This window comes from Actinomadura chibensis NBRC 106107 (genome assembly GCF_001552135.1).
GTDB classification, from domain to species: Bacteria; Actinomycetota; Actinomycetes; order Streptosporangiales; family Streptosporangiaceae; genus Spirillospora; species Spirillospora chibensis.
Genome location: NZ_BCQP01000049.1, coordinates 54,114 through 80,268, shown reverse-complemented (window position 1 = coordinate 80,268; position 26,155 = coordinate 54,114). Strand labels below are relative to the sequence as shown.

22 protein-coding genes are annotated in these 26,155 nt (G+C 71.3%); 14 read left to right on the top strand and 8 right to left on the bottom strand.

The annotated features are described in order from the left end of the window. Nucleotides 1-306: 306 nt before the first annotated feature. A complete protein-coding gene (locus ACH01S_RS27705; protein WP_067897753.1) occupies nt 307-2,397 on the bottom strand; it encodes a DNA gyrase/topoisomerase IV subunit B in 2,091 nt (696 codons plus the stop codon). 212 nt (nt 2,398-2,609) lie between these two features. Here ACH01S_RS27705 and ACH01S_RS27700 point away from each other — a divergent pair, with 212 nt between their 5' ends. From ACH01S_RS27700 to ACH01S_RS46195, 3 genes are all read left to right on the top strand, one after another. Next, a complete protein-coding gene (locus ACH01S_RS27700; RefSeq protein WP_083981218.1) occupies nt 2,610-3,512 on the top strand; it encodes an ABC transporter ATP-binding protein in 903 nt (300 codons plus the stop codon). After that, a complete protein-coding gene (locus ACH01S_RS27695) occupies nt 3,509-4,576 on the top strand; it encodes an ABC transporter permease (protein ID WP_218010420.1) in 1,068 nt (355 codons plus the stop codon). The genes ACH01S_RS27700 and ACH01S_RS27695 overlap by 4 nt, the downstream gene beginning before the upstream one ends. Nucleotides 4,577-4,710: 134 nt before the next feature. Next, complete coding sequence (locus tag ACH01S_RS46195; protein ID WP_067897747.1) at nt 4,711-4,941, top strand: DUF7455 domain-containing protein; 231 nt, start codon at nt 4,711-4,713, stop codon at nt 4,939-4,941. Between the two features lie 106 nt (nt 4,942-5,047). Here ACH01S_RS46195 and ACH01S_RS27685 read toward each other — a convergent pair whose 3' ends face one another. Then, entirely contained in the window at nt 5,048-5,779 is a 732-nt protein-coding gene (locus ACH01S_RS27685) for a GNAT family N-acetyltransferase (protein ID WP_067897744.1), read from the bottom strand. A gap of 23 nt (nt 5,780-5,802) precedes the next feature. Here ACH01S_RS27685 and ACH01S_RS27680 point away from each other — a divergent pair, with 23 nt between their 5' ends. Continuing rightward, the gene (locus tag ACH01S_RS27680) at nt 5,803-6,555 is read left to right on the top strand and encodes a YaaA family protein (protein WP_067897741.1); all 753 of its coding nucleotides are present in this window, start codon (nt 5,803-5,805) and stop codon (nt 6,553-6,555) included. An 85-nt stretch (nt 6,556-6,640) separates the two neighbouring features. Here the strand turns inward: ACH01S_RS27680 and ACH01S_RS27675 are convergent, their stop codons facing one another. The 3 genes from ACH01S_RS27675 to ACH01S_RS27665 form a co-directional block, all read right to left on the bottom strand. Beyond that, a complete protein-coding gene (locus tag ACH01S_RS27675; RefSeq protein WP_083981207.1) occupies nt 6,641-8,317 on the bottom strand; it encodes an RNA polymerase sigma factor in 1,677 nt (558 codons plus the stop codon). Between the two features lie 254 nt (nt 8,318-8,571). Further along, complete coding sequence (locus ACH01S_RS27670; RefSeq protein WP_067897738.1) at nt 8,572-10,737, bottom strand: SpoIIE family protein phosphatase; 2,166 nt, start codon at nt 10,735-10,737, stop codon at nt 8,572-8,574. Between the two features lie 410 nt (nt 10,738-11,147). Beyond that, entirely contained in the window at nt 11,148-11,729 is a 582-nt protein-coding gene (locus tag ACH01S_RS27665; protein ID WP_067897734.1) for an HhH-GPD-type base excision DNA repair protein, read from the bottom strand. 151 nt (nt 11,730-11,880) lie between these two features. Here ACH01S_RS27665 and ACH01S_RS27660 point away from each other — a divergent pair, with 151 nt between their 5' ends. The 10 genes from ACH01S_RS27660 to ACH01S_RS27615 all read left to right on the top strand — a co-directional run bounded on the left by ACH01S_RS27660 (nt 11,881) and on the right by ACH01S_RS27615 (nt 21,332). Next, on the top strand, nt 11,881-12,528 hold the full coding sequence (locus ACH01S_RS27660; RefSeq protein WP_083981217.1) for a molybdopterin-dependent oxidoreductase: 648 nt from the start codon (nt 11,881-11,883) through the stop codon (nt 12,526-12,528). 25 nt (nt 12,529-12,553) lie between these two features. Next, nucleotides 12,554-13,249 (top strand): cytochrome b/b6 domain-containing protein, encoded by a 696-nt coding sequence (locus ACH01S_RS27655; protein ID WP_218010418.1) that lies wholly within the window; start codon nt 12,554-12,556, stop codon nt 13,247-13,249. A gap of 87 nt (nt 13,250-13,336) precedes the next feature. Beyond that, nucleotides 13,337-13,558, top strand: coding sequence for a hypothetical protein (locus tag ACH01S_RS27650; protein ID WP_306303264.1), 222 nt, complete (start codon nt 13,337-13,339; stop codon nt 13,556-13,558). Nucleotides 13,559-13,729: 171 nt separating this feature from the next. Beyond that, nucleotides 13,730-15,268, top strand: coding sequence for a hypothetical protein (locus tag ACH01S_RS27645; RefSeq protein WP_067897723.1), 1,539 nt, complete (start codon nt 13,730-13,732; stop codon nt 15,266-15,268). 98 nt (nt 15,269-15,366) lie between these two features. Beyond that, nucleotides 15,367-16,902, top strand: coding sequence for a TY-Chap domain-containing protein (locus tag ACH01S_RS45485; RefSeq protein ID WP_246237229.1), 1,536 nt, complete (start codon nt 15,367-15,369; stop codon nt 16,900-16,902). Nucleotides 16,903-16,980: 78 nt separating this feature from the next. Further along, nucleotides 16,981-18,729, top strand: coding sequence for an SseB family protein (locus ACH01S_RS27635; protein WP_067897717.1), 1,749 nt, complete (start codon nt 16,981-16,983; stop codon nt 18,727-18,729). Beyond that, the gene (locus ACH01S_RS27630) at nt 18,726-19,094 is read left to right on the top strand and encodes a UCP033725 family protein (protein ID WP_067897713.1); all 369 of its coding nucleotides are present in this window, start codon (nt 18,726-18,728) and stop codon (nt 19,092-19,094) included. The genes ACH01S_RS27635 and ACH01S_RS27630 overlap by 4 nt, the downstream gene beginning before the upstream one ends. A 29-nt stretch (nt 19,095-19,123) precedes the next feature. Beyond that, nucleotides 19,124-19,876, top strand: a complete 753-nt coding sequence (locus tag ACH01S_RS27625) for a LamB/YcsF family protein (RefSeq protein ID WP_067897711.1) — start codon at nt 19,124-19,126, stop codon at nt 19,874-19,876. Next, nucleotides 19,873-20,487, top strand: coding sequence for a 5-oxoprolinase subunit PxpB (gene pxpB / locus ACH01S_RS27620; RefSeq protein WP_067897707.1), 615 nt, complete (start codon nt 19,873-19,875; stop codon nt 20,485-20,487). The genes ACH01S_RS27625 and pxpB overlap by 4 nt, the downstream gene beginning before the upstream one ends. Then, a complete protein-coding gene (locus tag ACH01S_RS27615) occupies nt 20,484-21,332 on the top strand; it encodes a 5-oxoprolinase subunit C family protein (protein WP_067897704.1) in 849 nt (282 codons plus the stop codon). The genes pxpB and ACH01S_RS27615 overlap by 4 nt, the downstream gene beginning before the upstream one ends. Here ACH01S_RS27615 and ACH01S_RS27610 read toward each other — a convergent pair. The 3 genes from ACH01S_RS27610 to ACH01S_RS27600 form a co-directional block, all read right to left on the bottom strand. After that, nucleotides 21,329-22,033 (bottom strand): histidine phosphatase family protein, encoded by a 705-nt coding sequence (locus ACH01S_RS27610; RefSeq protein ID WP_067897701.1) that lies wholly within the window; start codon nt 22,031-22,033, stop codon nt 21,329-21,331. The genes ACH01S_RS27615 and ACH01S_RS27610 overlap by 4 nt on opposite strands. A gap of 59 nt (nt 22,034-22,092) precedes the next feature. Then, entirely contained in the window at nt 22,093-23,178 is a 1,086-nt protein-coding gene (locus ACH01S_RS27605) for a winged helix DNA-binding domain-containing protein (RefSeq protein ID WP_067897697.1), read from the bottom strand. 62 nt (nt 23,179-23,240) lie between these two features. Next, nucleotides 23,241-25,841 carry an AAA family ATPase gene (locus tag ACH01S_RS27600; RefSeq protein ID WP_067897694.1) on the bottom strand — a complete coding sequence of 867 codons (2,601 nt, stop codon included), beginning with the start codon at nt 25,839-25,841 and terminating at the stop codon, nt 23,241-23,243. Between the last annotated feature and the right edge of the window lie 314 nt (nt 25,842-26,155).

Here is a 26,155-nt window from a genome sequence, read left to right as displayed (position 1 = left end):
GACGCTAACCGCTGCGGGCCGGTGCGCGGTCCGTCCCAAACCGGGACGCCGCCCGGCGGGGCCGTCCCGGTGGAGACCGACGATCACCGTGTGCCGTGTGCGCCCGTCCGCGCACCGTGGGACGGTGCGGGCGGGGCGCGTGCTGCCCTGCGCGTTCATGCGTCCGACGCTAGGGAACGCGGGCGGCGGACGGATCGGCGCTCGGCTGGAGTTCGCCTTCTCCACCGCCGGGTGGACACGCCCGGCCGGACACCAGCGCGGACGCCGCGCTGACCGCCGGGGTGGGCGCCGCGCCGTCGCCGCCGGTCACACGTCGATGCGCTCGGCGTCCAGTTCGGACGCGCCCGCCGTGATGAACGCCCGCCGGGGCGCGACGTCGCTGCCCATCAGCAGGTCGAAGATCTTGGCGGCCTCGTCGGCGTCCTCGATGCGGATCCGGCGCAGGATGCGGTGCCGCGGGTCCATGGTGGTCTCCGCGAGCTGGTCGGCGTCCATCTCGCCGAGGCCCTTGTACCGCTGGACGGGCTCCTTCCAGCGCTGGCCCTTGCGCTCGAACTCGACCAGCTTGCGGGTCAGCTCGCCGTCGCTGTAGCAGTAGACGTACTTGTCCTGGCCCTTCTTGGGTTTGATCAGCTCGATGCGGTGCAGCGGCGGGACGGCGGTGTACACGCGTCCGGCCTCCAGCATGGGCCGCATGTAGCGGTACAGCAGGGTCAGCAGCAGGGTGCGGATGTGCGAGCCGTCGACGTCGGCGTCCGCCATCAGGATGATCCGGCCGTACCGGGCGGAGTCGAGGTCGAAGGTACGGCCCGAGCCGGCCCCGATCACCTGGATGATCGCGGCGCACTCGGCGTTCTTCAGCATGTCGGCGACGGACGCCTTCTGCACGTTGAGGATCTTGCCACGGATCGGCAGCAGCGCCTGGAACTCGGAGTTGCGGGCGAGCTTGGCGGTGCCGAGCGCCGAGTCGCCCTCGACGATGAACAGCTCGCTGCGGTCGTCGGCGGTGCGGCAGTCGACGAGCTTGGCCGGAAGGGCGGAGTTCTCCAGGGCGTTCTTGCGGCGCTGGTTGTCGCGCTGGGTGCGGGCCGCGATGCGGGTCTTGGCCGCGCCGACGACCTTCTCCAGCACGGCGCGCAGCGGCTGCTTCTGCCCGCGCGGCGGGTTCTCGAAGATCTCGCGCAGCTCGCGGGTGACGACCTGGGAGACGATCCGGGTCGCCGCCGACGTGCCGAGGACCTCCTTGGTCTGGCCCTCGAACTGGGGCTCGGGCAGCCGGACCGTGACGACCGCGGTGAGCCCTTCGAGGACGTCCTCCTTGATGACGTCCTCGTCGCCGTTCTTGAGCAGCCTCGTGGAGCGCAGCTGCTCGTTCAGGACCTTGAGCACGGCGCGGTCGAAGCCGCGCACGTGGGTGCCGCCCTTGGGGGTGGCGATCACGTTGACGAACGACTTGGTGACGGTGTCGTAGCCGGTGCCCCAGCGCATCGCGATGTCGACCTCAAGGTCGCGCTCGACGTCGGTGGGGGTCAGGTGGCCCTGGTCGTCCAGGACGGGGACCGTCTCGGTGAAGTGGCCCCGCCCCTGGAACCGCAGGACGTCGACGATGGGCTCGTCCTTGGCGAGGTAGGCGCAGAACTCGCTGATGCCGCCGTCGAACCGGAACGTCTCGTCGACGACCTCCTCGCCGCGCTCGTCGCGGACGTCGATCGTGAGGCCGGGGATGAGGAACGCGGTCTGCCGCATCCGGTCCAGCACGAGCGACTGGTCGATCGTGGCGTCCTTGAGGAAGATCTGCAGGTCGGGCCAGAACCGGACGCGGGTGCCGGTGACCTTCTTCGCGACCTTGCGGACCTGGCGCAGCCCCGACTTCTTCTTGAACCTGGCGTTCGGCCGCCCCTCGTCGGCGAACTCGCCGGGCAGGCCGCGGCGGAAGCTGATCGCGTGGGTGTACCCGTCGCGGTCGACCTCGACGTCCAGCCGCGCGGACAGCGCGTTCACCACCGACGCGCCGACCCCGTGCAGCCCGCCGGACGCGGTGTAGGACACCCCGCCGAACTTGCCGCCCGCGTGCAGCCGGGTCATGACCAGCTCGACGCCGGGGAGGCCGGTCTTCGGCTCCAGGTCGACCGGGATGCCGCGGCCGTTGTCGGACACCTCGAAGGACCCGTCGGCGTGCAGCGTCACGCCGATGTGGGTGCAGTATCCGGCGAGGGCCTCGTCGACGCAGTTGTCGACGATCTCCCACAGGCAGTGGGCGAGGCCCCGGCTGTCGGTCGACCCGACGTACATCCCGGGTCGCTTGCGCACGGCCTCCAGCCCCTCCAGCACCGAGAGGTGCCGGGCGGAGTAGCCGTGCGGGTCATCGGTGGTCGCTTCGGCGGTCGCGGCGGTCAACGTGCGTGCGCTCCTCGGGGGTGGGACGGTCGGCAGAAGGGTACCCCCGGCCACCGACAATCCTCCGAAAGGCTCGCCGCCGCGGACGTTCCGGCACGCCCGGCGCGGCGGACCCGGTCGACTCGCCAGGCTACCGCGCTCCGGCATCTAGACCCGAACGTCCACCTTTAGGTGGGTGTGCGGTGATGCGCGGCTTCCCTATCGTCCTCCGCATGGCTCAAACGATCGAGGTCACGGGCCTCCGCAAGCGTTACGGGGACGTCCGGGCCGTGGACGGGGTGACGTTCGGGGTCGAGGAGGGCGAGTTCTTCGGCATCCTCGGCCCGAACGGCGCGGGCAAGACCACGACCCTGGAGATCATCGAGGGGTTGCGGGAGGCCGACGAGGGGGACGTGTCCGTGCTCGGCCTGCCCCCATGGCCGCGGAACTCCAAGCTGCTCCCCCGGATCGGCGTCCAGTTGCAGGCGTCGTCCTTCTTCGAGCGGCTCACCGCGCGCGAACAACTGCGGACGTTCGGCTCCCTGTACGGCGTCGCCTCCAAGAAGGCGGACGCGATGCTCGACCTGGTGGGGCTCGGCGACAAGGCCGACGTCCGGGTGGAGAAGCTGTCGGGCGGGCAGGCGCAGCGCCTGTCCATCGCGTGCGCGCTCGTGCACGACCCGGAACTCGTGTTCCTGGACGAGCCGACCGCCGCACTGGACCCGCAGGCTAGGCGCAACCTGTGGGACGTCCTGCGGGAGATCAACACGGAGGGACGCACGATCGTCCTCACCACCCACTACATGGACGAGGCGGAGAGCCTCTGCGACCGCGTCGCCATCATGGACGCGGGCCGGATCCTCCAACTGGGCCCGCCCGCGACGCTGGTACGCGGCCTGGACGCCCCCGCGCGGATCAGCGTGGCCACCGGCGTCCTCACGGTGGCGGACGCGCGGCTCCTGCCCGGCGCGGACGACGCCGCCGACGACGGCGTCTCGCTGATCATCACCACCCGCGACCCCTCCGCGGTCATCGCCGCGATGGCCGCCAAGGACGCCCTGGACGGCGTCCAGATCCACGGGGCGACGCTGGAGGACGTCTTCCTGGAGCTCACCGGACGGGAGTACAGGGCGTGAGCACGTTCGAGAGTTTCAAGAGCCTGTCCCGGGCCATGTTCCTGGGCTTCCGCAGGGACCGGACGGCGCTCTTCTTCACGGTCCTGTTCCCGCTCATGTTCCTGGTCGTGTTCGGGGGCATCTTCGGCCACCAGACCACGTCGAAGGTCAAGGTGCTGGAGGTCGGCCCGTCGGTCGTCCTGGACCAGGCCGTCGCCCACGGCGACCTGTCCAAGGTCATGAAGGTGACCAAGACGTCCGACCGCGCCGACGCCCTGCGCAAGGTGGAGAAGGGCGACGCGGACGCGGTCATCGAGCAGCACGGACCGGAGCTCGTCGTCCACTACTCGGCCGCCGACCAGGTCAAGTCGGGGACCGTGCGCGGCCTGATGGACTCGATCGTCCAGTCGGCCAACCTCGCCGCCACCGGCAAGCCGCCCGCGTACAAGGTGACCAACCAGCAGGTCGAGGACGACTCGCTCAAGGCCATCCAGTTCTTCACGCCCAGCCTGCTGGGGTGGGCCCTGGCGTCGGCGGGCGTCTTCGGCGCCTCCCAGACGCTGGTGACGTGGCGGACGAAGGGCATCCTGCGCCGGCTCCAGCTCTCCCCCGCCCCGATCCCCACCGTGTTCGCCGCGCGTGTCGCGGTCAGCCTGGCCGTGGCGCTCGTGCAGTTCGCGCTGTTCGTCCTGGTGGCCCAGCTGCCCATGTTCGGGTTGCAGCTCGGGGGCTCGTGGTGGATGGCGATCCCGATGGTCCTGTCGGGGGTGCTGGCCTTCCTGGCGATCGGCATGCTGATCGGCGCGTGGGCCAAGACGCAGGAGACGGCTCAGGCGGTGACGCAGTTGGTCGTCCTGCCGATGGCGTTCCTGGGCGGTTCGTTCTTCCCCCTGGACGACGCACCGACCTGGCTCAAGGGCCTGTCGTACATCTTCCCCCTGCGCTACCTGAACGACGGGATGCTGAACGTGATGGGACGCGGCCTAGGCCCGATGTCCGCGCTGCCGCAAATCGGCGTTCTGCTGGGTGTCGCGGTGGTAGGCACCCTGATAGCCATGCGTTTGTTCCGGTGGGACGCCGCTTGAGGCGATGTTGCCCGCTGTGACGTCAGTCACTAATTGGGCCATTCTGCTGTGGGCGTACGAAGAACCAGGTTGGGAACGTCAGCGTCGGGTTAGATGTTGTCCTAAGTACCGACCCCGAGCATGAGGAAGGTGCCGTGACTGGAGCCCTTGCCCCAACCAAGCCGTTGTCCGTCGCAGACCGCTGCGACCGCTGCGGCGCTCAGGCCTACGTCCGTGCAGTCCTTGTAGGCGGCGGCGACCTTCTGTTCTGTGCCCACCACGGGCGCAAGTACGCAGAGGCTCTCCGCGCCAACGGGGCCGACATCCAGGACGAGACCGACCGGCTCAACGAAACCCCGGCCTCCGCCCCGGTCGAGGAGCGGTAGTTCCCCATAGACAGGGCCCGATGAACGGCGGCCACCGGAAACGGTGGCCGCCGTTCGCATTCCCTGACGGGAACACAATGACTTCACAGAGTAATTGTCTGATCACTCATTGTGAGTCGACGGTCGTATTCTTCACTCGATAGTGGTAGATCCCGGCCCGCTCGAAGCCCTCCGCCTCGTACATGGCGACCGCCGGGGCGTTCCGTTCGACGACGACCAGGTACGCGCGTTCGCATCCCTGGCCCCGTCCCCACGCGAGGAGTGCCCGCAGGACGCGCCGTCCCAGGCCGCGTCTGCGCGCGTCCGGCGCGACGGCCATCGCGTACACGCCGAGCCACTCCCCCTGGGGGACGGCACGGCCGACGGCGACGCCGTCCAGGGACGCGTACCCCGCCCGTATGCCGGTGAGGATCCGCTCCGCCATCGGGAGCTCGTGACCGTAGCGGCCGTCCACGGACCACCAGAGGTCCAGCCATTCCGTGGACGGCGTGTCGGCGATCCGCACACCGTCCCGCTCGTGAACGTCCGGTAGGGCCGCCACCATGGCGAGCGTCGGATCCACCAGCTCGTAACCGCGCGCCTCCAGGAACCCGTCCAGTTCCGCGGGCTTCGCCTGGGCGTCGATCGAGAACACGGTCGGCAGGCGCAGCGCCGTGTAGAAGCGCTCCGCCTGATCGACGGCGTGCCCCACGTCCCCCGGGTCACCCAAGGGCAGGACGGAGTTGGCCCGCTTGGTGACGCCTCCCGCATGCCGGAGCAGCCAGCCGCCCATATCCTGATTGGACGGCGCGGGCCACGCCTCGGCGACCAGCCGTCCGACCTCGGGAAACCGCTCCATCAGCCACCGCTTTCGGGGGGATCGTGCACATCCTGCTGCCGCCGTCGGAGAAGAAGGCTAGCGACGGGGACGGTCCGCCCCTCGACCTGGGGTCGCTCAGCTTCCCCGGCCTCAACCCCGTGCGCGAGCGCGTCCTGAAGGCCCTGACGCGGGCGAGCAAGCGGAAGAACGCGTCGGAGGTGCTCGCCCTCCCGCCCGGCCAGGCGGACGAGGCCCTGGCCCGCAACCTCGCCCTGCGCGAGGCCCCGACCCTGCCCGCCGCGCGGCTCTACACCGGCGTCCTCTACGACAACCTGAGGCTCGCCGACCTGGACGCCGACGCCGCCGAGGCCGCCGCCGAGCAGATCATCGTCTTCTCGGGGCTGTGGGGCGCTCTGCGGCTCACCGACCGCGTCCCGCCGTACCGGCTCGCCATGGCGGTCTCGCTGCCCCCTGCCGGCCGTCTGGGGACGCTCTGGCGCCCGCCCATGCGCAAGGCCCTGCGCCTGGACGACGACCTGGTCGTCGACATGCGCTCGGGGCCGTACGCGGCCGTGTGGAAGGCGCCCGGCCCGGCCGTGGCGGTGCGGGTGTTCCGGGAGCGGCTCGTCGGCGGCGTCCCCAAGCGGACCGTGGTCAGCCACATGGCCAAGGCGACCCGCGGGCAGGTCGCGCACGACCTGCTCAAGGCGGGCGCCTCGCCCCGCACCCCGGATCAGCTCCTCAAGATCGTCGCCGGGCTGGGGCACACCGCCGAGCTCAACGGCGCGAACCTGGACATCGTCCTGCACGACTGACGGATCGCGGCCGGGCGGCACGCAGCGGGGCCCCTTCCGGAGAAGGGGCCCCGCGGTCGCGTACCAATCGGTCGAGTCAGGCGCGTCAGTCGAGGTAGTCGCGCAGCACCTGGGACCGGGACGGGTGGCGCAGCTTCGACATCGTCTTGGACTCGATCTGCCGGATGCGCTCCCGGGTCACCCCGTACACCTTGCCGATCTCGTCCAGGGTCTTCGGCTGGCCGTCGGTCAGGCCGAACCGCATCGACACCACGCCCGCCTCGCGCTCGCTGAGCGTGTCCAGGACGGAGTGCAGCTGCTCCTGCAGCAGGGTGAAGCTGACCGCGTCCGCCGGGACGATGGCCTCGGAGTCCTCGATGAGGTCGCCGAACTCGCTGTCGCCGTCCTCGCCCAGCGGGGTGTGCAGGGAGATGGGCTCGCGGCCGTACTTCTGGACCTCGACGACCTTCTCAGGGGTCATGTCGAGTTCCTTGGCCAGCTCCTCCGGGGTGGGCTCGCGGCCCAGGTCCTGGAGCATCTGGCGCTGCACGCGGGCCAGCTTGTTGATGACCTCGACCATGTGCACCGGGATGCGGATGGTGCGGGCCTGGTCGGCCATCGCGCGGGTGATCGCCTGCCGGATCCACCAGGTGGCGTACGTGGAGAACTTGTAGCCCTTGGTGTAGTCGAACTTCTCGACGGCGCGGATCAGGCCGAGGTTGCCCTCCTGGATCAGGTCCAGGAACAGCATGCCGCGCCCGGTGTAGCGCTTGGCCAGCGACACCACCAGCCGGAGGTTGGCCTCCAGCAGGTGGTTCTTGGCGCGGCGGCCGTCCTCGGCGATCCACTCGAAGTCTTCGAGGTCCTCCTCGGACATGGCGGCAGCGGCGGCGGCGAGGCGCTCCTCGGCGAACAGCCCGGCCTCGATGCGCTTGGCGAGCTCCACCTCCTGCTCGGCGTTGAGCAGGGGGACCTTGCCGATCTGCTTCAGGTAGTCCTTGACCGGGTCGGCGGTCGCGCCGGCGGCGGCGATCTGCTGCGCGGGCGCGTCCTCGTCGTCGTCGCCGAGGGTGAAGCCCTCCTCCTCGGACGGCGGGCCGTCGGTCGGCTTGCCCGGCGCGGCCTCCTTCGCCGCGGGGGCGGGCACGACCTCCTCGTCCTCGGGCTCCGGGGAGTCCTCGGCCTCGGCGGCGTCGTCCTCCACGAGCTCGACGTCGTCGAGATCGGCGAGGTCGGCGTCGAGATCGACGTCGACGTCGTCCTCGACCTCGGGGTCGTCGGCCGCCTTGGAGTCGGCGACGGGCTTGGCCGGGGCCGGCTTGGCGGCGGCGGCCGCGCGCTTCTTGGCGGCGGCCTTCTTGGACTTGGCGCCCTTGGCGGGCGCGGCGGCCTTCTTCGGCGGCGCGGGCTTGACGGCCGCGGGACGCGGCTCTGCCGCGATCTCCTCGGCGGCCGCGTCGTCGCCGACGACGGCGGTCACCGTGTCGGGCTGCTCCTTGGCCGCGGCGGCGGTCCTGGGCCTGCGCGCCGGCGGCGTCGCGCGCTTGCGCGAACGCTTGGGCGCCGCGGAGTCGGCAGCGCTCACCATGACGGTCACACCCTCCTTGCTGAGGCTCCGCAGAATGCTGGAGGCCGCAGACACGGGGATGTCGGCCTCCTCGAACGTACGTCGTACGTCGTCGGCTTCGAGGCGATTGCCCTGGGACCGTCCACGCTCGATCAGTTGCGCGATGACGTGATCGTGCAGATCTGACGCTTTCGAGGTCGAGCTAGCAGGCGACACAAATACCTCTCGAACGAACGTGTGGCTTGGCTGACCCAAGTGCCCTGACGGGCCCGGCCTCACACTGGGTGGGACCACACACGGAACGAACCTCCCGGTGCGGGACCGCAGCGTACCCGCTCTCTCTGGGTCAAGCATTCTGGCACTGCTGCGCATTCCGCCTTGGAGGTCCTACCCGGTAACTCTCCACCTTAGAGGGCGCGGGACGGTCCTTCGTACGCGCGACGCGATTCTTCGGCCGTTGCCGGCGGGCGTCACCCGGACTTGGGCGGGACGTGCAGGGCAAGCACGGTCACATCGTCTACCTGCTCATACCCGGCAAGCATCCGATCGACCAGGAAGTCGACGAGTCTTTCGGGATCTCCTACCACTTCAGGTGGGGCGTCCGCGGCCACGGCGACAAGCTCCTCCAGCCCGGCGTCCACCCCACGCCTACGGTTCTCCACAAGTCCATCGGAATAGAACACCACAGTGTTGCCGGTCTCGATGGAAAAACTTGTCTGCTGTCGCTGGCTCGGCCAGCCGAGGGGAGTCCCGGGCTCGCGCGTGCTGACCCGCGCGGGCGTGTCCGGAGAGATCAGGAGGGGCGGCGGATGACCCGCGTTGCTGAACTCGCCGTGGCCCGTCTCGGGGTCGATGACCGCGTAGGCCACGGTGGTGAACTGCTCTTCGTCCTCGGTCGCGCTGAACAGGCGGTCGAGGCCCGCGAGGACGGCGGCGGGGCGCGGATCGTTCAGGGCGAGGGCGCGCAGGGCGTTGCGGACGCGTCCCATTCCGGCCGCCGCCAGGACGCCCTTGCCCATGACGTCGCCGACGGCCACGGCGAGCCGGTCGTCGGGAAGCCGGAACACGTCGTACCAGTCGCCGCCCACCTGGACGTGGCGCGTGGCGGGGTTGTACCGGGCCGCGAGCACCATTCCGGGCAGTTGCGGGAGGTCGCTCGGAAGGAGGCTGCGCTGGAGCTCCTCCGCGGTCTTGTGCTCGCGTTCGAACAGGAGGGCTCGTTCGACGGCCAGGGCGCACTGCCCGGCGAGCGCCTCCAGGAAGACCCGCTCCTCCTCGGTGATCTCCCTGGGGCGGGTGAACGAGAACCGGAGCGCGCCTATGGGCGCACCGGCCGCCAGTAGCGGAAGACCCACCCAGGCGCGTTCCTCCGTGTGCTGGGCGAACAGGTCGCGCTCTCCGTGCCCGAGCTGCAGGCGCAGGCTGTCGGGGTGCTCGGCCAGAAACGGACGGCTCTCGCGCACGGCCACCGACATCACGGTCTGGTCGCTGACCTTGATCTCGTCGCGGGAGGCGAGCCCGGCCTCGCCCTCGGCGCCCGGCTGGCCGACGATGCTGAGGCGGAGCTTGTCGTCGTCGAGCAGGGCCACGGCGGAGTAGTCGGCGCCGATGGCGGACCGTCCGACCTCGGTGATGACCTGGACGACCTGCGACACGGTCAGCGCCTCGGCGAGCATCGAGGTGGCCTGCTGGAGCCGCGCCGTGCGCAGCGCCGCCGCGGAGAGCTGCTCCGTCAGCCGCCCGCGCATCTCCTCGGCCTCGCGCTGCCCGGTGACGTCGGTGTTGGCGCCGACCCACTCGATGACGGCGTCGCCCTCCCAGATGGGCACGGCCCGTACGTCGAAGTGCCGGTAGGTGCCGCTCTTGGTGCGGACCCGGTAGTTGGTCTCGAAGACCCGGTTCTCGTCGACGCACTCGGTCCAGATGGCCTCGATGCGGGGACGGTCCTCCGGGTGGACCACCGAGAGCCAGCCGCCGACCGCGTAGTCGTCCGGCGTCTGGCCGGTGATCGCCCGCCACTCCGGCGCGTCGTCGATCACGCCGCCGCCGGGCGCGGCGACCCAGACCACCTGGGCGCTGGCCTCCACGAGCGAGCGGTAGCGCTGCTCCTTGCGGCGGATGACCTCCTCGGCCCTGCGCCGCTCGGTCACGTCCAGGGCGGTCAGGACGACGCCGACGTGCTCGCCGTCGGCGCCCCTGGCGGGCAGCCAGGTGCAGGCGAGGATCCGCTCCTCGGTCGCCGTGGACACGCCCGACGCGTCGGGCGAGGCCGTCGGGACGGACGGCGGGGGCGCGGCGGCCGGCGCGACGGGTCCGCCGGACGGGACGACGAGGTCGAGGTCGCTGAGCGGGCGGTCCTCGGCGATGACCTTGCGCAGGGCCGTCTCGAAGGCCGTCGCGAGCGCCTCCGGCAGCACCTCGCCGGGTCTGCGCTTCTGCAAGTCCCGGACGGGCACGCGCAGTAGCGCGGCAAGGGCGTCGTTCGCCCTGCGGCAGCGCATCTCGCGGTCGAAGAAGGCGAGCCCGGCGGGCGCCTCGGTCAGCAGGGTCGCGTACAGCGCGGCGTCGGACGCATCCATGGGCTGGCCCTCCACCCCTGAGACGCGAGGATGCGGGACGGACGTCTCGGTGCTCATGGACAACACCTCCGCCCCAGAGGGTCCCGTACCGCGCGGCAAGTTTTCATCACTATGAGTGAATGGGAGCAGGCTAGCGCTCCCGCCTCCATCACAACACCGGTCGGAGTCAGGTATTCATCATCCCGATGGTTCGCCGTGGACGGAAGCCCTGATGAACATCATCGTCACTTCGACACCAAGCGAACACGGTCGGATTCGGGCACCGTCGCCGGGGACACGGGGAGGCGGTCCGCGAGGACGGCGAGTAGGAGATGTTACGGCGATCGGGCGTCACAGGGCGTCAACTCGGCGGGTTCGGCGCGTCCGCGCACGCGAGGCCGCACGTGCGGGGGCGATCCCGGGACGCATCGGCCTCGGCTGGCGGACCCTGGCTGGCGGGTCTTGGCTAGCAGGCTGGCGGGTCTTGGCTAGCGGGCGTTCTTGGCTGCGGACTTCATCTCCTGCTTGAAGGCGCGGACCTTCGCGAGCGACTCGGGCCCGGTGATGTCGGCGACGGAACGGTGAGAGCCCTGCTCCCCGTAGGCGCCGGCGGCCTCACGCCAGCCGTCGGGCTGGACGCCGTACTGCTTGCCCAGGAGGGCGACGAAGATCTGTGCCTTCTGCTTGCCGTACCCGGGGAGGCCGTTGAGGCGCTTGAACAGCTCTTTGCCGCTGTCGACGCCCTTCCACACGCGCTCGGCGTCCCCGTCGTAGTTCTCCACGAGGTATTGGCACAGTTGCTGCACCCGTTTGGCCATGGATCCGGGGTACCGGTGGACGGCGGGCTTCTCCGACAGGAGCGCCGCGAACCGCTCGGGGTCGTAGGCGGCGATCTCGTGCGCGTCCAGGTCGTCGGAGCCGAGCCGCTGGGCGATGGTGTAGGGCCCGGTGAACGCCCACTCCATCGGGACCTGCTGGTCGAGCAGCATGCCCACCAGCGCGGCCAGCGGGCTGCGTCCGAGCAGCTCATCGGCCTCGGGACGCTGGGCGAGTTGTACCTTCGTGGCCATGGGGCCAGCTTAGGGCCGCTCCCGGATCTGTCAGAAGTCTTACGGGGACCCCCGGAACCTGGCGCGACCAGGGCCACGGTGCTCGAATGGGAGCGTGGACGAGGACGAACGAGCGGAGGGCAGCCCCGTCGGACGGCGGGTCGTGCTCGGGATGCTCGGCCTCGGCGTCGCGGGGGTCGCCGTGGGGGCATCTCTGCAAGACAAAGTGAGCCGCGCCCTGGCGCCGGCGGGGCCGATCGGGGACGTCCTCCCGGCGGCGGGCGGTTTTCGCTACTACTCGGTCACGGGGAGTGTGAAGCGGCACAGTGCCGCCACCCATCGCGTGACCGTTAGTGGCCTTGTCGACAGGCCTCGCTCTTTCGGGATGGCCGATCTGGCGGGGTTCCCCCAGACGGCGCTCGACAAGGACTTCCAGTGCGTGACGGGCTGGCGTGTCCCGGACGTCCGCTGGGTGGGTGTCGCCCTGCCCGACCTCCTGGACGCGGTGGGAGTGTCGCCTCAGGCCCGCGCGGTGCGGTTCACGTCGTTCGACGGCGTCTACACCGAGTCGCTGACGCTGAGCCAGGCGCGCAGGCGGGACGTCCTCGTGGCGACGCAGATGGACGGCAAGCCCGTCTCGCACGATCACGGCGGGCCCACCCGCCTCTACGTGGCGCCCATGTACGGCTACAAGTCGCTGAAATGGCTCGGTGGCATCGAGCTGACGGATCGGGTCCGTCCCGGCTACTGGGAGAACCTGGGGTACGACGTGGACGCCTGGGTGGGGCGGTCGAACGGGCGCGATGATGCACCGACATGACGTCGCGCCGCCCGCGCGGACATGGTTGCTGCGTTTCACCCGCGCCGAGCGCGCGATCCACCACGTGACCGGATCGCTGATGCTGATCTGCATAGCGACCGCCGCGTGCCTGTACCTCCCGGCGTTGTCGACGCTGGTGGGGCATCGGGAGACGCTCAAGACCGTCCATGTCTGGTGTGGGTTCGCGTTGCCCGTTCCGATCGTCCTCGGTCTGGTGTCCCGCGCGTTCAGGGCCGACCTCCGCCGGTTGAACAGATTCGCTCCGCACGATTGGGAGTGGCTCAGGCGCCGCGACCGCAGAGCCGTCCGGGGTGGACGCGGAGTCCTGCCCGTGGGCAAGTTCAACGCGGGTCAGAAGTTGAACGCGGCCTTCGTCGCGGGCGCGATCCTGCTGATGCTCGGCACCGGCGAGGTCATGACGTTCCCCGATCCCTGGAGCGACCGGTGGCGGACGGGTTCGACGTTCGTCCACGACTGGCTCTTCCTCGTCATCGTGGTGGTGACCGCAGGGCACCTCTGGGAGGCGCTACGGGACCGGGGTGCGCTCCAGGGGATGCTCACCGGGCGCGTTGACCCCGACTGGGCGGCACGGCACCACGCGGGCTGGGCGGACGCACTGGGCGAAGAGAACACCCAGGTCAATGACATGGACTCGGGTATGGACAAGTCCTCCGCCGAAGATGACCCAGAATTTGCGAAACGACGGCCCGGAATGTATTGACTCTCCTCGCAGAAGCGCTGGAATGGGACATCGGATCCCCGTGCGCGGAGGTGTGCGCTCATGCATGCACTGGCCGATCACCGCAGCGTGACCCGTGAGTCGCTCGCGCGACGGCTCTGCGACGAGTTCACGAGCTTTCCGTCGGACACGGTGCACCGGTGCGTGGCCGACGTCCAGGCGTGCATGACCCATCTGGGTCTTGAGGCCACTCCCGCCAGGGTGGAGCGGATGGCCCGGGAGCACCTCACCGGGATACTGAAATCCGAGCCGCCGTCCGGGCGGAGCCCCGCCACGGGCGTGGACGGCTGAGCGGACGGAGCGACCCCTCGGCACCCCTGTCTTCGGACGTGTCCTGGACATGGCGCACGGCCGATCTGAGAGGCTAGAAGGGTGAGTCCCCGCCACCGCCACCGCCCCTCCGGGGAACCGGGCCGGGACCGTCCCCCACCCCCCGACGAGGTCTCGGCGATATTCGACGGAATGCTGCTGCATGCCCGCGAACTGCTCGCCCTGCGCAGCCCCCTGGACGCCGAGCTCATCATCAGCGAGATCCTCGGTTCCTGGTGGGGGCGACGCCTGCCGGACGGCGACGTCGAAGAGGTCATCGGCGAACCCCTGATCGACTACGCACGGGACGCGGGCACCCCTGCCGCTCTCGCACTGCTCATAGGGATGGCCTACATGGGCACCCCCCGGCAGGCCGCGAAGGCGGAGGGCGCGGCACTCGAACTGATGGAGAACGGCGTCGCCAGACCGGGATGGGCCGACCGCGTGGGGATGGTCGCCCCCGAAGAGTGCTACGTGTCCAGGGACGTCTACGGCGACCAGGACTCCGTCGTCTGCACCTACACCTACGGCGGCGCCGAACGGCACGCGCTGGTCATCCTCGTCGACCGCAACAAGGGCGGGGCCCTGCCGCCGGCGGGCGATCCGTTCGCGCCCGCCGCGCGCCCCGGACGGCGCCCGTCGGTCGGGATGGTGCGGGACGCGTGGGTCTCGTCCAGGGTCGACACCCTTCTCGAGCACTGCCGCCGTGAGGGACGCGAGAACCCGCTGATGCGGTTCGAGGAGTACGACCCGCGCGACGCCAAGGCGCTGCTGCAGAGCGCGCTCGACCTCACCGACGACACCGACGACCCGCCCGTGAACGAGAACTTCGGCTCGTACCACGCGTTCGTGCGCGCGCGTGTGGACATCCTGCCCCCGGGCGGGCGGCTGCCCCAGGCGCCGGTGTACGGGCGGGACAGGCGGGCCACGATCGCGGCCCGGTTCATCGCCTCGGACGAGGCGGGCGGCCTCTCCGACCTCTCGGCGGCCAGCCGGTGCGTCGACCGCATCATCGAGTACGGCTGCGCGCACGACTTCGGAAGGCCGCTTCGGGTCAGCCCGGTCAAGTGCGAGATGTTCCTGCTCGACTGGCTGCCGCGGAAGGTCCTGCTGTCCCCGTCGGAACAGGAGGCCGTGCCCCACGTCCTCGCCGCCTGGGTGAGGTGGGCGGGAAAGCGCACCGGGCTGCCTGAGGAGGGGATCAGGGCGACCTTGGACGCCCTGTGGGACGCCACCGCGAAGTTCGCCGAGGCCTACCGCGACCCGGCCGCTTTCGGTCTCGACCGCGAGCTGGTCGACCGGTTGCTGCCCGACGGGGACCTGGAGGCGCTTCCGCGCAGGGCCTTCGCCCTGCCCTTCCTGTCCGGGACCCACAGGCGGTCGGGACGGCACGGATTCATCAACCTGTCCACCCTGGACCCCGCCGACCCCGACGACCGGCGCGCCATCCTGGAGTTCGAGCATCCCGGCGCGGACGAGGAGCACATCGCCGCGCACGAACGCCTCACCGAGCGGCTCTGGAACGGCGAGCCCCCGCAGCTATGGGAGACCGCCCGATCACTCCTCGACGTGGGCTACGAACGGCACGAGATCCTGCACAAACTCATCGCTGTGCTGGACCGCGACGAGGACGGGCCGGAGGCCCTCAGGGAGGCGCTGCGTGTGCTTCGTCACGAACCCCCGCCGGAGTGAACTCCCGGTTTGCGTGCGGCGTCCCCGGCGGTAATCATCGGGTCTCGGGCATGGTCTCGCGGGGCCCGGGGGCCCGCCCCCGGCCGTAGGGAGTGATCTTGTTGGAGTGGTCCGAGTTCGCCTGGCGGCTGGGACGCGAGCTGGCGGGGCTCGAACGGGACACGATCCTCATCGTGCGGGAGCGCGACGAGAGCCGACACTACGTGCAGGCCATGCGCGAGCCGGACCGGCTGTACGCCGAGGCCGTCAGCAACAACTTCCTCGAAGGCCCGCTTCTGCTCACCCTCGCCGACGAGGAGGTCATGAGCGAGGCGGGCTGGCGTCCGCCGTCCGACCCCACTCCGCGCAACTGGTGGACGGAACTGCCCGAGTTCGGGACGCCCGGCGGGATGCGGTCCGTGACCGAGGGCGACTTCTCGCGGCTGGCCGACGTGATGGTCACCGCCCTGCGGGACGTCCAGGGCGTCCGGCGGCCGTCCGATCTGGTGTACGAGTCGTTCCACCGGCACGGCACGGGCCTCATCGAGCTGACCGATTTCGGTATCGACGTGGCCGACCCGTCGCGCGTGAACAAGCGCCGCGCGTCGTCGCCGGGTGCTCCGCCCGCGGCCGACGCGCTCGCGGGGGCGGCTCCCCCGTCCGTCGGCACGCCCCCTGCCGGGACGTCCATGCCGCTTGAGGGCACCGCCCGCGTGAACGCCGAACTGCTGGAGCCTCGCCTGGCCGAAGCCAAGGCGAACGGTGACAACACCACGTACTTCCGGTTGCTCGCCAACGCCGATCTGGTGCTCCCCGCGAGCGCCGGCGCGGTGGAAGACCCGGACCGCGCCGAGTTCCCCACCATCAGCATCGGCAGCAGTACCTACGTCACGGTGTTCACCTCTCCCGGAGCACTCGCGCGCACGGGCGACCGGCGTCCCGGCCTCTACCGGCGGACGTCGTTCGCGCAACTTGCGTCCGGGTGGCCCGACCCCACCTGGCGGCTGGCCATCAACTGGGGGCTCCCCAGTGAAGTCCTCCTGGACTCGTCCGTCCTCGACCGGTTGCACGGGGAGTTGCACGGAGCCTCGCGCCCGACGCCTCCGCCCACGCAGGGCGACCCGAATCCCTACGGGACGGTCGATCCGACCGCGCTCGCCGGGCCGAACCCCGTCGCCGGTGAGCCCAAGCGTCCGAGCGGTGCCCTGAACGGTTCCGCGGCAAGTCACGCTGGACGGAGCACTGAGGCGCACGACGATTCCCACACGGCGATCGATCCGTACTCGGCGGCCGACCTGAACGCCGCCCTGGATTCCGGGATATCCGACACCCGGCCCGCCGAGCGGGTGGCACCCGAGCCCATTCCCGTCGAACCCGCGCCCGTCGAAGCCGCGCCCAGTGAGCCCGCACCCAGTGAGCCTGTGTCCGTCGAGCCGGTGTCCGCCGAACGGCAGCCCGCTCCCCTGGGCGCGCCCACGGACGGGCCGAGGGCCGCCCAGGAGCCGACCGGCGTTCCGCTGCGGCCGCCGCACGGCACGCGCCTCTGGTACTCGTCCGGCGAGGGCGACGAGACCCCGCTGGCGGTGTACGACGCGATCGGCGGCGCGTGGACCCCGGTGAGGGCCGACGCGGTTCCCGCTCCGCGATCCGAGTGAGGCGCCACTCGCCCGCCGCCGATTCGGCTACCGTCGAGTAAGGCATCCCCGCCCCCACATACGTGAGAGTGGATCCGAGTGGACTGGAACGACTTCGCCCAGCGGCTGACATTGGAACTCTCACGCCTGCCGGTCAATTCGTTCGTCATCGTCCAGGGGCAGAGCGGGCTGCCCTACGTCCAGGCGATGCGGGCCGAGGGGCTGCTCGACGCGGAGGCCGTCGGCAGCGCCTTCCTGCCCAGGCCGCTCGCCCCGGGGCAGGAGCGGCGGCTCAGGGCGCTCGGCTGGGAGCCCCCGGACGAGGAGGAGCGCAGGAACTGGTGGCGCCAGTTCCCCCTGCGCGAGCGCGGCGGACGTGCGGCGGCGGAGCAGCGCGCCGCGGCCGAGCGACTGGAGACGTGCGCCCTTCTCGCCGGGCAGATGGTGGGCGCGTTCCGCGACGCCTACGGGATCGAGTCGCCGCTCGGGCTCGTCTACCAGGCCAGCCGGTCGGGACCGGACGGCGGCCCGCTGCCGCTCCCCGGACTCGGGATCCCGCCCGCCGTTCCGGAGGGGGGCGGACGTCCGGCCGCACGGCGCGCGCGCCCGTCCGGCTCCGCGTTGGAGGGCGCGCTCGCCGAGGCCCGGGAGCGCGGCGACCAGAGCGGCTACCTCGAACTGCTGGCGCGGGCCGTCCTGTACCTGCCCGCGCCCGGCGAACCGGGGGCGGGCGGGCACCAATTCGCCACGGCCCGGTTCGGAGACGGGACGTTCGTGCTGGCGTTCACCTCGCCCGAGGCGATGGACCGCTCCTTGCAGGGGCAGGCGGTGCACCACCGGGAGGCGTCGCTGTCGGAGCTGGCCCGGCGGTGGCCCCACCCGGACTGGCAGCTCGCGATCAACCCCGGCCTGCCCAGCGCGTCCTTCCTGGACGCCAAGGCGCTCTTCGAGCCCGCGGAGCCGCGCGCGGCGAGCGCCCCGACGCCGCCCGTCCCGACGGACGTCCATGTCGCGGGCGCGTCGGTCCGGGCCCCGTCCCGCGGCCGGAGCGGCGGTGCCAAGCCCGCCCGCGAGCGCCGCGCCGCCGCGCGGAAGGCTCCCAGTCCGCCGGAGAGCGCCGCTCCCGCGCGGGCCGAACCTCGGCCACCCTCCGCCGCCCCCGCCGCCCCACAGGCGCCCACGCGTCCGCCCGCGCCGCCGGTTCCGCCGGTTCCGCCGGTTCCGCCGGCCTCGCCGCGCGAGACGCCGAGCGACCCGCTGGGGCTGCCGGTGACGCCGACGCTCGAGCGCGGGCCGAGCGTCACCGCGCCCGACGCCGTCGCGGACGCGCCCGCTCCCCCAGAGGGGCAGCGGAACGCTCCCACGGCGAGGTCGCAGACGGTCCCGTTCCCCAGAGAGCACATGTCCGTGGAAGGCACGGGCCAGGCCGAGGTCATGCAGAAGGTGGTGCGGCCCGAGCATGTGCAGCACTACCTGGAAGGCGGCTACGACCTCGTCGCCGGGTACGTGCACCGGCTGCGGGACGTCGCCGAGATGACGACCCCGGCGGCGCTGATCCACGGCCTCGGGCTGCTCTACGAGGGGTCGCCGTTCACGCCCGCGGACGAGGAGGTCTTCGCGATCCGCTGGCCCGCGGTGAAGCCGCCGTTGTTCCGGCGTGCGCCCGGCGGGTCGGGGCACACGCCGGGTGACGGACCCGCCGTTCCCGAGTTCAGGATCGAGAGTCAGCGCCTGCCGCACGGGGCCGAGCTGTACCGGATCGTCGCGAACGGTCCCGAGACCCTGGTGGCGTCCTACGACGCCGACTTCCGCCGGTGGCTCGTGCGGCTTCCCGGGGGACGGGGATGAGCGTCCGGCACGGTTTCTACGCGGCCTGGCACGGCGGCGAGTACGAGGCCAGCCCGGACGGCGACTGCGTGCGGCTCTACGCGTCGCGCCAGGTCGAGGGGTTCCGGCAGGTAACGCCGGACAGGTGGGTCCAAGTGGTGCCGCGGTCGGCGGTCGAGCGGTTCCGGTACGTCCTGACGCACTGCACCTGGCGGGGCGAGCCGTTCGTGGTGCTCGGCGAACACGAGGGCTGGCTGCGCGTGGAGTACAGCGGCGGCGAGGCGTCCGTGGCCGAGGCACTGGGCCTGGAACTGTTCGACCGGGGCGTGTACCAGGCGTGGGCGTCCAGGCACGAGGTCGAGGACGTGCGCGAAGAGGCCGTCTGAGTCCCGGGATTCGGTGGTAGGTCTTGGGCATGGCGATCATGGACATCAACGCCGACCTCGGTGAGGGGTTCGGCGTCTGGGAACTGGGCGACGACCTCGCGCTGCTCGACGTCGTCACGAGCGCGAACGTGGCGTGCGGGTTCCACGCGGGCGATCCCCTCATCATGCGGCGGGTGTGCGCGGCGTCCGTGGAACGCGGTGTGACGATCGGCGCGCAGGTGTCGTACCGGGACCTGGCGGGGTTCGGAAGGCGCGAGATGGACGTCGCCCCAGCCGAACTGACCGCCGAGATCCTGTACCAGATCGCCGCCCTGGACGGGATCGCCCGGGCGGAGGGCGGACGGGTCGCCTACGTCAAGCCGCATGGGGCGCTCTACAACCGGGTGGTCCGTGACGCAGGGCAGGCTGGGGCGGTGGCAGACGCCGTGCGCGCGTACGACCCTTCGCTGCCCCTGCTGACGCTTCCCGGCTCCGCGGTGCACGACGCGGCCCACGGGCTCACCGTGGTCGCCGAGTGCTTCGCCGACCGGGCTTACACGCCGTCCGGTGCGCTGGTGTCCCGCCGTGAGCCAGGAGCGGTCATCCACGACCCGGACGCCGTCGTCCAGCGTGCGGTCAGGATGGCTGTAGACGGAACGGTCGCGGCGGTGGACGGGGGTGAGGTCGCGTTGAAGGCGCGCTCCATGTGCGTGCATGGCGACACCCCCGGCGCGGTGGAGTTGGCACGGTCGGTGCGGTCGGCCCTGTCCGGGGCAGGCGTCACGCTGGAGTCGTTCGCGTGAGAGTGCTCCGGGCGGGTGACGCGGCCCTGCTCGTGGAGACCGAGGATCCCGCCACCGCGCTCCGCCTCAACGCCGCCCTGCGCGACCAGAGCCTCCCCGGTGTCGTGGACGTCGTTCCCGGTGAGCGGACGGTCCTGGTCATGGCGGACCCGTCCGCCGACCTGGACCGGCTCGCCGCGCGGCTCCCGCGACTCCCCCTGCCCGCGGACGCGGCGGACGACGCCGAGCCGGTGGAGGTGCCGGTCGTCTACGACGGGGAGGACCTGGACGAGGTCGCCCGGCTGACCGGGTTGTCCCGCGAGGATGTCGTCCGGCGTCACTCCGCCGCCTCGTACACGGTGGCCTACCTCGGTTTCTCCCCCGGTTTCGCCTATCTGACCGGCCTCGACCCCGTGTTGCACGTGGCGCGCCGCGCGTCGCCGCGGACGTCGGTCCCGGCCGGTTCGGTGGCGATCGCCGGTCCGTACGCGGCCGTCTACCCGTCCCGGTCGCCGGGCGGCTGGCGCCTGCTCGGACGGACGGACCTGCGGCTGTGGGACGAGACGCGCGACCCGCCCTCGCTGCTGCGTCCCGGGACGCGCGTGCGGTTCGTACCCGGGGAGCGCTCGTGATCGAGGTCGTCCGGTCCGGGCCGCTGGCGACCGTCCAGGACCTCGGCAGGCCCGGGCATGCGCATCTCGGCGTTCCGCGGTCGGGGGCCGCGGACGAGCGCGCGCTCCGCTTGGCCAACCGGCTGGTGGGCAATCCCGAGGGCGCGGCGGGCGTGGAGTTCACGTTCGGTGGGGCGGCACTGCGTTTCCAGGGGCACGCCTGGATCGCCGTCACTGGCGCGCCAGTGCCGCTGTGCGTCAACGGACGCGAATACGGGACCAACGCGCCCTGCCATGTTCCGGACGGTGCGCTGGTCGAGTTCGGTACGCCTTCGTCCGGGCTGCGCAGTTATCTCGCTGTGCGCGGTGGCGTCGAGACAGAGCTGATTCTCGGGAGCCGCTCGACCGACCTTCTGTCCGGCCTCGGGCCTGCACCACTCTCGCCAGGTGACCGCCTAGCGCTGGGCTCCTCCGAGGGGCTCGCGGATATCGCCGTGGACATCGCCCCCACACCGCCACTGGCCGAGACACCGGTACTGCGCATCCTGCCCGGACCGCGCGACGACTGGTTCACCGAGGACGCGTTGGCCACGCTCACGTCCGCGACATTTGAGGTGTCGCCGGACAGCAATCGCGTAGGCGTCCGCTTGAACGGGCCACCGCTCGCCCGTGTCCGGGACGGAGAACTCGGGAGCGAGGGCATGGTCACCGGGTCGCTCCAGGTGCCGCCCAACGGGCTGCCCATCATCTTCTTGGCCGACCATCCGACGACCGGCGGCTACCCGGTGGTCGCCGTACTGGCGTCATCCGCCGTCAACGACGCCGCGCAGTTGCGTCCTGGCCAGCACGTCCGTTTCCGTACCTAGGTCAAAGGGGCGGGCGCGGACCATTCCAGATGCGACACGTCGTTGAAGCCCCGAATGGACGACACGCCCCCGAGCCTCACCAGCCGCGAGACCGAGCCGTTGTCGGGCGTCATGAAGGCGAACGGCCTCGCCCCGGTCGCGGACGCGAGCGCCTGCGCGATCACCCCGCCGTGGGTGAACACGGCTATGCGCCCGCCCGCGTGGACCTCCGCCAGGCGGGTGAGGGCCTCGTCGATCCGCGCGACGAACGCCTCGTTCGATTCGGCGCCGGGAATGACGTCCCAGCGCTCTTCGGCGAACATCCGCTGCGCCACCGGATCGTTCTCCGCGACCTTCTTCCGGAACAGGCCGCCCTCCCATTCGCCGAGGTACACCTCGCGCATGCCGCGCTCGACGCGCGGCTCCAACCCGAGCCTGCGCGCCAGGGGCGCGGCGGTCTGCGCGGTGCGGCGCAGGGGCGTCACGTAGACGGCGTCGATGCGCTCCTCCGCGAGCCGGTCACCGACACGGTCGGCCTGGTGACGGCCCTCGGGGGCGAGCGCGGGATCGCCCTGGCCGTCCACGAGCGGGAACGGGCGGTCCGGACGGGCGGGCTCGGACGCGCCGTGCCGGATCAGCAGGATCTCCGCCGCGCCCTCCGGCGGCTTGTAGCGCTCCTGCCGGTACTCGACCGGATCGTCCCGTGTTTCCCGCTCGTCCATGGTCGGTCACGCTAGACGAGCGCTTTCGGATCGTTACGCGCGCCCTGGATCGAACCCCGTCAGGCCAGCAGAGCGCGCATGCGGGCGACCTCGTCCTTGAGCGGCGCGGCGGGGACGTCCTCGAACGTGGTCACGGCGATGTCACCGTCCTTGGCCTCCCAGACGCCCGCCACTCGCCCCTCGTACACGACCACGGGTGAGATCCATCCCGCGGCCCGGCTGACCTCCTTGCGGCGTTCGGCGGGCACCAGATAGGTCGCCCCCGTCCCGGCCCCGAGGACGTACTGGTCGAACGCGCCCAGCAGCCGCACAGACGTGCTCGGCTCGGTAGCCAGGAGCTCATCACGGTGTTCTTCCAGTACGTACATCTGCGCGCCCTCCACTTCGACGGTGGACAGGCCCTCCTGCGCAGCGGCGAACCATTCCTTGACGTCCTTCTTGCGGCTCGTCTTGCGCATCAACCAGTTGTCGAACATGTCAGGGGTGGCGGGCCCATGCGCGCCGACGAACGCGTGGACGACCGTGCGGGCGGCGTCCTCCACCGAGGGGATCCCCGTCCAGCCGGGCAGCCAGCGCCCCGGCGAGGTGAACGTCACGCGCGTGCCCTGCGGAGGCCCGTAGCAGAGCACACCCCACCAGGCGAGCGGCTTGAGCAGCGTCCCCCAGCCCGACCCGAGTACCTCGGCGAGATGCTGCGACCCGGTCTCGTCGACCACCGCCGTGGTGAGTTCCTCGCGGGTGAGTGCCGCTCCGCCCGACAGGGCGTCGGTCGCGGCGGCCGCGATCTCCTCCAGATCGGCTGGGGTCGCTCCGAAGGTCTTCTGCCAGCTCGCCTTCTTCCAGGGGCGGGCCGTGGCGCACAGGGCGAGATAGGCGGCCGCCTCTTCGGCGGGGAGCACGTGCAGGGTTCCGCGCATGGCCCACGTCTTGACGAGGGTGCGTTCGTCGGTCAGCGCCCGTGCCACGGCCCCTGGCTCCGGGGTTGTTCGCCGTACCGCCACGGCGAGTTCCGCGGCGGAGGCGACCTGCGCCTGGACTCCCGCCAAGCGCCGCGCTATCTGAACCGCCGTCACGTCCCCGGGGCGTTCGATGAACTGCCGCCGCATCCGCCAGGCCAGCACCTGCGCCCATGTCACCGAGGTCATGCCCTCGATTACAGCGCACGCCCCGGACAGAACACGCCCCCGAACAGAGAACACGCCCGGGGTCAGGCCAGGCGGTGGGCGAGGTCGGCGAAGGCGTCGCGTACGTCCTCGGCGGTGAGGACGGTCAGGTCATCGGTCGTGGCGGCGTCGCCCAGACCGGCCGCACGCAGCGCCCTGCACGCGCACGCCTTCTCGTACAGCGACCGGGCGAAGCGTCCGTTGCCCAATTCGTCTATGCGTCCCGCGCCGCAAACACGCTGGAACACGAGGGCGAGGTCGTCCAAGGCGCGTTCTTCCCAGTGGTCGCCCCCCTCCTCGGCGATGAGCTGTGCGATGCGCAGCAGTTCGTCAGGCCCGTAGGAGGGGAAGTCGACCCGGACGTCGAACCGTGACGCGAGCCCAGGGTTGGACGACAGGAACCGGTTCATGTCGTCCTCGTAACCGGCGAGGACGACGACGAGCCGGTCGCGGTCGTCCTCGGCGCGCTTGAGGAGGGTCTGCACCGCTTCGGCGCCGAAGGCGTCCCCGCCCGAGTAGCCCGGATTGCTGAGCGAGTACGCCTCGTCCACGAAAAGGACGCCGCCCAGGGCGGAGTCGATGACTTTGTTCGTCTTGAGAGCCGTCGCCCCCAGATGCTCGCCAACGAGGTCGGCGCGCTGGGCCTCGACCACTTCCGGGCGGGCGAGCAGCCCGGACGCGGCGAAGATGCGGCCGAGCACGCGGGCGACGGTCGTCTTACCGGTGCCGGGCGGTCCGGTGAACACGAAGTGCCGGGTCGGCGGGCGGGTCACGAGGCCCTGCTCCTGCCGCATCCGGGCGACCTGGAGCTGCGCGGCGATCTCCCTGACCTGCCGTTTCACCGGTTCGAGCCCGATCATCGCGGCGAGCGAGCCGAGCGCCTCGTCCAGCGTCGGGGTCTCGGCGTAGCCCCGGTACCGCTCGGTGACCTCGGCGAACGCGGCCTCGACGTCCGCGGCGCGCAGGGTGACGAGGTCGTCGGCGCTGGGCCGCGCGGGCACGCCGGACGCGGACACGGCGTCGACCACCCGCACGTCCCGCGCGCGCGCCGCCGCCTCCGTCAGCGACCGGACGAACCGTCCGTTGCCCAGTTCGTCGACGATGCCGCGCCGTTCGACCTCCTCGAAACGTTCGGCAAGCCTCTGCCGGGCCTCCGCGTCGAGCCGGTCCTCCCGGAGGCCGGTGTGGTAATCGGCGATCTGCAGCAGTTCCGTCGGACGGTACGACGGGAAATGCACGCGCGTGCCGAACCGCGACGCGAGGCCGGGGTTGGAGTCGAGGAACTCGGCCATCTGCGCGTCGTATCCCGCCAGGATGATGACGAGGTTGTCGCGGTCGTCCTCGGCGCGTTTGAGCAGTGTCTGCACGGCCTCGTCACCGAACCGGTCGGGCTGCCCTTCGGCGGAGTTGGCCAGGCTGTACGCCTCGTCGATGAACAGCACCCCGCCCAGTGCGGAGTCGACGAGCCGGTTGGTCTTCAGGGCGGTGGCCCCAAGGAACTCACCGACGAGATCCGCGCGGTGGGCTTCGACCAACGTCGGCTCAGGCAGCAGCCCGAAGGCATAGAAGATTTTGGCGAGCACGCGTGCCACGGTGGTCTTGCCCGTACCGGGCGGACCCACGAACACGAAGTGCCGCATCGGTTTCTCTGTGGGCACCCCGGCGGCGGCCCGCATATGCGCCGCCTCGATGGACGCGGCGATAGAGCGGACCTGGCGCTTGACCGGTTCGAGCCCGATCATCGCCTCCAGTTCGGCGAGCGCCTCCGCCACGGAGATCTCCGGAGTGTTCTCCTTCCGGGTCTCCCCCGGGACGGTGCGCTCCGGAGCGGCGGCGGCCTCGGCCGCCTGCGCGGCGGCGCGCTGCCCATGGCCCGCGGGCACGGCCGCGGCGACGCCCGCGTCGTCCTCGTCGGAGTTCCGCCCGTCGGAGTTCCGCCGGTCGGGCCTGCCGGACCGCCCCGGCCGGTCGGCCTTCTCAGGCCGATCCCGCTTGTCGTTGCCCGACTGATGCTTGCGCGGCCCCACGCCTGCGTCCCCCTTGGGTCCGGCCTGTTCCTGCACCCATCCGGTCTCGTACGCCTCCGCGGGCACCGTGCGGCGCGCCCGGTCCCACCGGTAGACGAGGACCGCGAGGGCCGCCGCCCAGGCCGGTGCCGCGCTCGCCTGCGGCAGCGGATGCGCCAGCGCGGCCGCGGCCGCACCGGCTCCGCCCAGCGCGATGAGTGCGGTTCGCCATGGCGTGTACCCGCGCAACCGGAACGCGATGAACGCCACCGGTAGGGCGAGCAAGGCCAAGAGGAGGTCGGGACGCAGGTACGGCGGTCGGTCCTCGTCCGGGTAGAGCCCGCCCAGCGGGATCGACAGCGTGAGCCAGGCGACCACCACGGTGACGAGTGCCATTCCCGTGGGCGAGCGCAGGGTCAGGTGGACGACGACGAGCAGGACCACCGCGAACGCCGCCGTGGCGAGGATCGGGCCGCCGAGCACGATCGCGCCCGACAGCGCGAGCGCGACGAACAGCACCCCGGCCAGGAAACGGACGCCCGGGGTGATCTGGAAATAGCGCCAACGAAGGCGCTCGAAAAGATCCCGTGCCGCGGCGTCCTTCGCCGGGCGGGAGCGGGACCTGCCGAACAAAGCCATCAGAAGCGAGTAAAGCGCAGGACCGCCCGGAACGGGACTCCCCGCGCCCGGTTCGTTGGTGTCACGCCCGCCGAACTGCTGCGGGACAGGGAAACGCCGGTCCCGAGACCAGGACATTTGGACTGTCCAGAAGTGCCCGTTCAGGACTCGCAGCCGACTCCGGCCGAATTCGTCGCGCCGCCGCCACGCCTTCGGCGCGGACGGCGGCGGGGACCCTACGATTTGGAGGCGCGCCGCGTCCCCGAGGCGCATCCCTTGGACGGCCCCTGAGGAGATCCCTTGACCGACTCCACCCGTGCCCTGCCCGGACTGGC